General features: G+C 58.1%; 9 protein-coding genes, 1 other RNA gene and 1 pseudogene. 4 read left to right on the forward strand and 7 right to left on the reverse strand.

Features of this window, described 5'->3' with window-relative positions:
• The 3 genes and pseudogenes from VGP75_RS05205 to VGP75_RS05215 form a co-directional block, all read left to right on the forward strand.
• Positions 1-600: pseudogene (locus tag VGP75_RS05205) on the forward strand (hypothetical protein); the annotation flags it as partial.
• Entirely contained in the window at positions 600-1,952 is a 1,353-nt protein-coding gene (locus tag VGP75_RS05210) for a cytochrome P450 (protein ID WP_327542640.1), read from the forward strand. The pseudogene VGP75_RS05205 and the gene VGP75_RS05210, both read left to right, overlap by 1 nt.
• A 244-nt stretch (positions 1,953-2,196) precedes the next feature.
• On the forward strand, positions 2,197-2,439 hold the full coding sequence (locus tag VGP75_RS05215) for a hypothetical protein (protein WP_327542641.1): 243 nt from the start codon (positions 2,197-2,199) through the stop codon (positions 2,437-2,439).
• On the opposite strand, the gene VGP75_RS05220 is transcribed toward VGP75_RS05215, so the two are convergent.
• From VGP75_RS05220 to ssrA, 7 genes are all read right to left on the reverse strand, one after another.
• Positions 2,436-2,657 carry a ribbon-helix-helix domain-containing protein gene (locus VGP75_RS05220; RefSeq protein ID WP_327542642.1) on the reverse strand — a complete coding sequence of 74 codons (222 nt, stop codon included), beginning with the start codon at positions 2,655-2,657 and terminating at the stop codon, positions 2,436-2,438. The two genes, VGP75_RS05215 and VGP75_RS05220, sit on opposite strands and share 4 nt — an antisense overlap.
• Complete coding sequence (locus tag VGP75_RS05225) at positions 2,657-2,833, reverse strand: DUF4169 family protein (RefSeq protein ID WP_327542643.1); 177 nt, start codon at positions 2,831-2,833, stop codon at positions 2,657-2,659. The genes VGP75_RS05220 and VGP75_RS05225 overlap by 1 nt, the downstream gene beginning before the upstream one ends.
• Positions 2,830-4,221, reverse strand: coding sequence for a class II fumarate hydratase (gene fumC, locus VGP75_RS05230; RefSeq protein WP_327542644.1), 1,392 nt, complete (start codon positions 4,219-4,221; stop codon positions 2,830-2,832). Before fumC ends, VGP75_RS05225 begins: the two co-directional genes overlap by 4 nt.
• Before the next feature lie 85 nt (positions 4,222-4,306).
• Positions 4,307-4,777 carry an SspB family protein gene (locus VGP75_RS05235; protein ID WP_327542645.1) on the reverse strand — a complete coding sequence of 157 codons (471 nt, stop codon included), beginning with the start codon at positions 4,775-4,777 and terminating at the stop codon, positions 4,307-4,309.
• Positions 4,778-4,843: 66 nt separating this feature from the next.
• On the reverse strand, positions 4,844-6,097 hold the full coding sequence (gene chrA, locus VGP75_RS05240; protein WP_327542646.1) for a chromate efflux transporter: 1,254 nt from the start codon (positions 6,095-6,097) through the stop codon (positions 4,844-4,846).
• Positions 6,098-6,113: 16 nt separating this feature from the next.
• Complete coding sequence (locus tag VGP75_RS05245; RefSeq protein ID WP_327542647.1) at positions 6,114-6,764, reverse strand: DUF1194 domain-containing protein; 651 nt, start codon at positions 6,762-6,764, stop codon at positions 6,114-6,116.
• A gap of 73 nt (positions 6,765-6,837) precedes the next feature.
• Positions 6,838-7,188, reverse strand: a transfer-messenger RNA (tmRNA) gene (gene ssrA / locus VGP75_RS05250).
• A 44-nt stretch (positions 7,189-7,232) separates the two neighbouring features.
• On the opposite strand from ssrA, the gene VGP75_RS05255 reads away from it, so the two are divergent.
• On the forward strand, positions 7,233-7,871 hold the full coding sequence (locus tag VGP75_RS05255; protein WP_327542648.1) for an SOS response-associated peptidase: 639 nt from the start codon (positions 7,233-7,235) through the stop codon (positions 7,869-7,871).
• Positions 7,872-7,956: the final 85 nt, after the last annotated feature.

Below are 7,956 nucleotides of genomic sequence, written 5' to 3' on the forward strand. Positions count from 1 at the left end.
GCGGCACGTATGAAGGAATTCGAGACGCTTATCGCCGCGGCATTGGCCGAGGATGTGGATGAAGTGCTTGTTGTCGGGCATTCATCGGGGGCGCATCTGGCGGTGTCGATCCTTGCCGATTTGCTGCGTTCGGGGCGGGTGCCTGCGGGTGGGCCTGCCTTGGCGTTTTTGTCGTTGGGGCAGGTGGTGCCGATGGTGTCGTTCCTGCCGCGGGCACATGACCTCAGGCGCGATCTGGCGGTCTTGTCCGCCAGCGATAAGCTGACGTGGGTTGATGTGTCGGCCCCCGGTGATGGTTGCTGTTTTGCGTTGTGCGATCCGGTAGCGGTGACGGGCGTTGCCCCTGACAACAAACGCTGGCCTTTGGTGATATCGGCGGCCTTCACCCAAAGCCTGACGCCTGCGCGTTGGAAAGCCTTGCGCTGGCGGTTTTTCCGGCTGCATTTCCAGTATCTTTGCGCCTTTGACCGGCCCAAGGATTACGACTATTTCCAGATCACGGCGGGGCCTTTGACGCTTGGGGCGCGCTATGCGGGGCGCAAACCGTCCGGATCGCGGATTGATATTCCTGTGTCCAAATACACCGCGCAGGCGTCCTGATGCAGTTGCCGCCCAAGCCACCTTCGCGGCCTGAAAAGGTGTCGCTATGGCGCTACATGCGCTTGTTTCGCAAGGATATTCTATCCGCACAGCCTGCCAAGCTATACCGCGCGTGGATGGCCGAATTCCGCACGCCCTTCTTTCGTAGCTATCTGGTTAACGATCCGGAACTGGTAAAAGAGGTGCTGGTACGCAATCCTGACGCCTTTCCCAAATCCGACCGCATCGGTGCGGGGTTGCGTCCCTTGCTGGGCAACAGTGTCTTTCTGACGAACGGTGACACATGGAAACGCCAGCGGCGCATCATTGACCCCGCGTTCGAGGGCGGGCGGCTGCGCGATACCTATCCGGGCATACGCGATGCCGCAGATGCAGGCGTGGCCCGCTTGGCCGAACTGCCACAGGGCGTGCCGCAGGAAATTGAGGCGATCACCAGCCATATTGCGGCCGACGTGATCTTTCGGACGCTGTTTTCGATCCCGATCGAGGATGAAACCGCACAAGAGGTCTTTCATGCGTTTCGGGCCTATCAACGCACGCAGCCGATCCTGAACCTTGCGGCCTTTGTGCGTGGCCCCGCGTGGATGCCGCGGTTTTTCCGCTCTGAAACGCGGCGTAACGCACGGCACATTCGCAAGTTGATCACGAAACTCACACAAGACCGGTTGGATCTGATTGCGGCAGGCAAAGCGCCGGATGATCTTGCGACAAAGATCCTGACGACCAAGGACCCCGTGACGGGCGATGTGTTTTCGCGAGACGAGATGATTGATCAGGTTGCGATCTTTTTTCTGGCGGGGCATGAAACCAGTGCGGCGGTTCTGGCGTGGGCGCTTTATCTTTTGGCGCTGTATCCTGAATGGCAAGACAGGCTGCGCGATGAGGCGGACAGCTTTGGCGGTGCGTTCGCCGATCTGTCAAAGCTGAAACACACCCGTGATGTGTTCCGCGAAACGCTGCGGCTTTATCCGGCGGTGCCCATGATGGTGCGAGAAGCGTCAGAGACGCAGGAATTTCGCGGCCGCACGATCAAGCGCGGGGCGCAGATTGTCCTGTCGCCTTGGCATCTGCACCGGCACACGCGGCTTTGGGACAATCCGGATGCCTTTGATCCTGCGCGATGGGACACCGAGAACGGCAAGTCCTGCGCGCGTGATGCCTATATGCCGTTCTCGGCAGGGCCGCGCATTTGTTCGGGAGCGGGGTTTGCCCTGATCGAAGGGGTCGTGGTGCTGGCACGTTTGTTGAAGGCCTATGAATTTTCGGCGGTCGACGGGCGTGTTCCTGTGCCCGTGGCCCATTTGACAGTGCGTTCGACGGCAGGCATCTGGCTGCGAATCAGACCACGGTAGGGATGCATTGTTGCGTTTTTGCTTACAAATTGGGCAAGATGGGCGGTTTTGTCGGCAATACGGTTGGGGATTATGGCAAAATTATCCAGATGTTGAGTGTGTGGTATCATTTTAAATAAAGCAAAAACAAGAACTTAAGTTTCGTTATCGAAATATGGCGGTTGAATGGACATTTGCTGTGTTGCCTACATTGTGCCATCCTAAGTTTAATGAAGTGTGTGTTTTATGTAGGGGGCTCGATGTCATGACAATTTCGCTGCCAGGTTCGTCTAGAAAAGGTCTCACAGGTCTATTTAAGCGGAACACTGAAATCGCTGAAAAGCGGCCGACTGCGAAAAAGCAACTGGATGGTACGCAACTTGCAAAGCTGTTCGATAAGCAGGCCCGGACTGCCAAGCCGGTTAAGCCAGCAAAGTTGAGCGAAGGCGAGCTGGATGCAAGCGCGCAACTCTCTAGCCTGCGCGGCGCGCTGTATTCCAAGAACTAAGGTTTTTTGAGCGCACGCTCGAGAACGAAAATCCGTATCGCAGAAGCAAGCCCGAGATCACCTCGGGCTTCGTCTATTTTAGCAGCCAACCCGTTGATGGTATCGCCATCCTGTTCCGCATAGCGGCGGAACGCATCCCAGAAGATATCTTCAAGCGATACGCTTGTGCGGTGCCCACGTAAGGTCAATGACCGCTTCACGGGGCGCCGGTGATCCATCACTCGTCTTCGAACTTGAGTTGGTCGAGGCGCTTACTGGCGTGCTGAGCGCGGGTGGCGTCCAGCACTTTCTCGGCCTTCGTGCGTCCAAAGCGGACGGCATTTTCGTCTGCTTTGGCCTTGGCCTCGGCCCGCGTTTTCGCCTTGCGCAACTGATTGAGGTTCACAGGCTTCATTTTGGCCCGATCATGTCCTCGGGGCGCACGACCTTGTCGAAGGTCGCTTCATCCACAAAGCCCAGCTTGATCGCTTCTTCTTTCAGCGTCGTGCCGTTCTTATGCGCGGTTTTGGCGACCGTCGTGGCGTTGTCATAGCCGATGGTGGGGGCCAAAGCCGTGACCAGCATCAGCGATTCCCGCATCAGTTTTTCGATCCGTGTCCGGTCGGCACGGATGCCTACAACGCAGTTATCGGTGAACGTGACGGATGCGTCACCCAAAAGCTGCATGGATTGCAACACGTTATAGGCCATCATTGGCTTCATCACGTTCAGCTCAAAGTGCCCCTGCGAGCCTGCAAAACCGACGGCGGCGTCATTGCCCATGACATGCGCGCAGACCTGCGTCAGCGCTTCGACCTGTGTGGGGTTCACCTTACCCGGCATGATGGATGAGCCGGGCTCATTCTCTGGCAACATCAGCTCGCCCAGACCACAGCGCGGGCCAGAGCCCAGCATGCGGATATCGGCGGCGATTTTGTAAAGGCTGACGGCGACGGTCTTCAGCGCACCGGACATCTCAACCAAGGCGTCATGGGCAGCCAGCGCCTCAAATTTGTTTGGGGCTGTCACGAAAGGCAGGCCGGTGATCTCGGCCATATGGGCGGCCACGGTTTCACCCCAGCCTTTGGGTGTGTTCAGGCCGGTGCCTACGGCGGTGCCGCCTTGTGCCAGCTCATAGATCGCGGGCAGGGCGGCCTTGATCCGGCGGATGCCCATGGCGACCTGATGGGTATACCCTGAGAATTCCTGCCCAAGCGTCAGCGGTGTCGCGTCCATCGTGTGGGTGCGGCCGATCTTTATGATATCGTCAAATTCCGCCTGCTTTTGTGCAAGGGCCGCGTGGAGTTTCTCCAGCCCCGGCAGCAGCACGTCACGCGCTGTCATCGCAACGGCAATATGCATGGCGGTCGGGAAGGTATCGTTGGACGACTGGCCCATGTTGCAATGATCGTTCGGGTGCACAGGGTCTTTTGATCCGATTACACCGCCCAGCATTTCAATAGCGCGGTTTGACACTACTTCATTGGCGTTCATGTTTGATTGCGTGCCCGATCCTGTTTGCCAGACAACCAGAGGAAAGTGATCGTCCAGCTTGCCTGCCACCACTTCGGCGGCTGCGGCAATAATGGCATCGGCCAGTGCGGGGTCCAGTTTGCCACGTTCTTTGTTGGCCATTGCGCAGGCCTGTTTGATCACACCCAAACCGCGCACGATGGCAACAGGCTGCTTTTCCCAGCCGATGGGGAAATTCATGATCGAGCGCTGCGTTTGTGCGCCCCAATAGCGGTCGCTGGGAACCTCCAGCGGGCCAAAACTGTCGGTTTCTGTACGTGTATCGGTCATGATGTTCCCCTTCGGCTTTTCGCATCTGACCTATAGGCAGCAGGGGGCGCTTGCGCAATATCGCATCACCGTCAAGCGCGGGTGATTACTTGCGAAATTGATCAAGGCTGACGACTTGGGCCTCTTTGGGCGCTTTGTCATCTTCCGGTTCGACCATTTCGTCCATCGGGGCCTCTGCCACGTCGTCGGGCGTATCGTCTTCATTCTGCGTCTCGAACCGCAGGCCGAATTCGACGGACGGGTCCACGAAGGTCTTGATCGCGTCATAGGGGATATACAGTGTTTCGGGGTTGTCCCCGAAGTTCAGCGTGATCGTAAAGCCTTCGTCGGTGACCTCCAGATTGTCAAACCAGTGCTGGATCACCACGGTCATTTCGCCGGGATAGCGGTCTGACAGCCAGTCGGCAATTTCTACATCGGGGTGCATCGTGTCAAAGGTGATGAAGAAATGGTGCTCACCAGGGAGCCCCTTTTTCTGCACGTCTGTCAGGACCTCTTGGATCAACCCGCGCATGGCGCGGTGCATCAGGTTTCCATAGTCGATCGTCGTCGTCACGGCTGTGCTCTCCTTGCGGTCTGATCACTAGCATACGGGATTCGATGCGGGTTGAAAGGGGGGCTGTCAGATCGTGCCGCTGATACCTGCCGCACCAAGGCTAAGTGCTGCCGAAATGAGCAAGACAAGCGGCAGCGGCCACTGACGCCAGAGCAAAAGCAGCCCTGTGATCGCGGCAAGGCCAAGGGCCAGCGGTTGCAGCGTGTTGAGGGCAGGCCAGATGAACTGCAAAGGGCCAAAAAAGACTGTATCAACCTGACTAAAGACCACATGCAGGGCGAACCAAAGCGACAGATTGGCGATGACCCCGACAACCGCCGCTGTGATCGCTGCCAAGGCGCCGCGCAACCTTGGCCGCCCGTCCAGCCAGTCGATCAGGGGGGCGCCCGCAAAGATCCAGATAAAGCAGGGCACAAAGGTGACCCAAAGTGTGAGTATGCCAGCCAGTAACGCCATCGCCGCGCCGCCTTCGGCCATGCCTGCGATCATCGCCACAAATTGCGTCACAAGGATCAGCGGACCCGGTGTTGTTTCTGCCAGCCCCAAAGCATCCATCATCTGGGCAGTGCTGAGCCAGCCAAAGGACACCACGACCTCTTGGGTCATATAGGCAAGCACCGCATAGGCCCCGCCGAAGGTGACCACCGCAAGGGTCGAGAAGAAGATGCCGACATCCAGAAGAAATGCATTGCTTGACAGGGCGATCAGGCCAAAGGGTGCCGCCCAGATCAGACCGCCGATGACCAGGACCGAAAGACTCGTGCGTAAACTACCGGAACGGATGGTCGCTGCTGTGACGGCGCCAGTCTGGCCCAACGCGCCGATCAAAGCGGCCAGGGCGATGACCAAGGGAAAGGGCAAGGCAAAGAAAAAGAGTGCGACAAATGCTGCCACAGCAAGAAAGAGATGCACCTTTTTGACCAGCGCCCGCCGCGCGATTTTCAATAGTGCTTCGATAACGATAATCACGACGGTCGCTTTCACGCCCAAAAACAGCGCCTGCACGACGGGCAGGTTGCCGTAAGCCCCATAGGCCAAGGCCAGCACCATAATCACCAGCGCGCCCGGCAACACGAAGAGCCCGCCCCCGATCAGCCCGCCGATTATGCCCTGCCGTTTCCATCCGGCATAGGTGGCCAGCTGCATCGCCTCGGGACCCGGCAACAACATGCAGAACGACAATGCGCGCAGGAATTGCTCTTCGCTCAGCCAATCGCGTTTCTCGACAAGCTCTTTGTGCATCAGGGCAATCTGTGCGGCAGGTCCACCAAAGGACAGCAGGCCGATGCGCCCGAAGACAGCGATAAGTTCATATGTCATGCGCGCGGGTCCACCCCTAGCCAAAAATGCGACTGATCTCACGCAGAATCTTGGCGCGAATCGTTGCAGGGTATTCGCGGTGTGTACGTGCTGTCATGACAAAGCCGTCGCGTGTAATCACGGCACCGCGAAAAAAGTTTGTGATCGCAAGACCCATGGACTCAATTGCAATGGCGTTGATGGTCACGCCCGCACGCTCGGCCGCGGTGCGCGCGGCACGCACATCCGAGCCGCCGTTCGGCGTGCCGTCCCCCGAAATATCAATGACCTTGCGGGCGCAATTCGGCACCTGATCGAAAAGCCGCAGGGAAAAGAAAACCGCCTCGGCGGGGGCGGTATCGGACAGGATGAAGGCGCGCTCCATCATCCGCGCCTTCTGGGCGAAACTCTCAACATCCAGCGCCGTGCGCATCTGGGTCCACGGGATCGACACCGTCTGCCTGTCGACACCGGACCATTGCACAACCGTGAGATAATTTTCACCCGCCACCATCGTTTCTACAATTTCGGGGTCGCGCAGGGCGTCGGCCAATCCGTCGGTTTGCAGCCGGTATTCGGCGCTGTCGATTGAATTCGAGACATCCATGGTCAGGATCAGCGCCGTATCGCAAGCCTGTGCTGTGACGGGCAGGGTGGAGATAAGGGACGCAAAGACAAACCGGATCATAGAGGGGATCGTGCGCAGAGCCACCGGTCATTGCAAGTGACAAGATCGCGCAACGACCACAAAAGGGGGGGAAGGTGCAGGTTTCTGTTGCCAGGTACCTGCGGACCCCGCCTATGGTCGCAAAACCATAGGGCTTAAGGTTTCGATATTACGCACAGCTTACGCTGCGAGTGCCATCGGTGCTTTGTTGTCATTTGCAACTAGCTTTGTTGTACCGATAACGGTGGTAACTCACCGGGACAAAGCAAAACCCCTTTAGACGTTCGTCGATCCTATTTCGTCCCCATTGCTGCCAAATGAGCAGGTTTTGGTGGAGACGCCGGGTACCGCCCCCGGGTCCGATCCGCTTATTACGAGCGCGTTTATGTCCATAGTCCCGAAAGACATCCTACACATAGGCCTCAGACACCCGTCCTGCAAGGGGGTGATGCATTGCGCCCGTTCGGATTTGCACCTTAAGATTGCCGCATGTGTAACCTTTATTCTCTCACCACTGCGCAATCCGCGATCGCCGATCTGGTCAATTTGTGGCGCGATGATACGGGGAATTTGCCACCCCTGACAGGCATTTACCCCGACTATCCCGCCCCCGTGATCACGCAGACGCCCGAAGGCCGTGTGATGCAGATGATGCGCTGGGGGATGCCGTCGCCTGCTTTTGTGCTGAAAGGCAAGAAAACCGACAAGGGCGTGACCAATGTGCGCAACACCGCCTCACCCCATTGGCGGCGCTGGCTGGGGCCTGCGCACCGCTGCGTTGTGCCCTTCACCAGCTTTTCGGAATACCAGACCGTGAAAGGCGAAAAGCCGCGCACTGTCTGGTTTGCGCCCACCGGTCCGCAAAAGACGCTGTTCTTTGCAGGGATCTGGACGGAATGGACCTCGGTCCGGACGTTGAAGGAAGGCGAGACGACAAATAACCTCTTCGCCTTTCTCACGGTGGAACCGAATGCTGTTGTCGCCCCCATCCACCCCAAAGCCATGCCCGTGATCCTGCGCAGCCCCGAGGCCATTGCCCACTGGCTGGACGCCCCCGTGGAGGCCGCGCTCAACTTGCAACGGCCCTTCGCGGATGACGGGCTGGAGGTTGTGGAGGAGGCTATTTGAAGGGGGGGTGGGGAGCGGTCAATCGCTGCGTGGTGCTAGAACGACAACTATGCGCAGGGAGCGGTATTTGCAAATTGTTGGCTGT

It is taken from the genome of Yoonia sp. (genome assembly GCF_036007805.1).
In the GTDB taxonomy this organism is placed as follows: domain Bacteria; phylum Pseudomonadota; class Alphaproteobacteria; order Rhodobacterales; family Rhodobacteraceae; genus Yoonia.

Excerpts from the sequence above, each read along its gene's own strand:
- VGP75_RS05210 (WP_327542640.1), top strand. The coding sequence starts at position 600 with ATGCAGTTGCCGCCCAAGCCACCTTCGCGGCCTGAAAAGGTGTCGCTA.
- VGP75_RS05215 (WP_327542641.1), top strand. The coding sequence starts at position 2,197 with ATGACAATTTCGCTGCCAGGTTCGTCTAGAAAAGGTCTCACAGGTCTA.
- VGP75_RS05220 (WP_327542642.1), bottom strand. The coding sequence starts at position 2,657 with ATGGATCACCGGCGCCCCGTGAAGCGGTCATTGACCTTACGTGGGCAC.
- VGP75_RS05225 (WP_327542643.1), bottom strand. The coding sequence starts at position 2,833 with ATGAAGCCTGTGAACCTCAATCAGTTGCGCAAGGCGAAAACGCGGGCC.
- fumC (WP_327542644.1), bottom strand. The coding sequence starts at position 4,221 with ATGACCGATACACGTACAGAAACCGACAGTTTTGGCCCGCTGGAGGTT.
- chrA (WP_327542646.1), bottom strand. The coding sequence starts at position 6,097 with ATGACATATGAACTTATCGCTGTCTTCGGGCGCATCGGCCTGCTGTCC.
- VGP75_RS05245 (WP_327542647.1), bottom strand. The coding sequence starts at position 6,764 with ATGATCCGGTTTGTCTTTGCGTCCCTTATCTCCACCCTGCCCGTCACA.
- VGP75_RS05255 (WP_327542648.1), top strand. The coding sequence starts at position 7,233 with ATGTGTAACCTTTATTCTCTCACCACTGCGCAATCCGCGATCGCCGAT.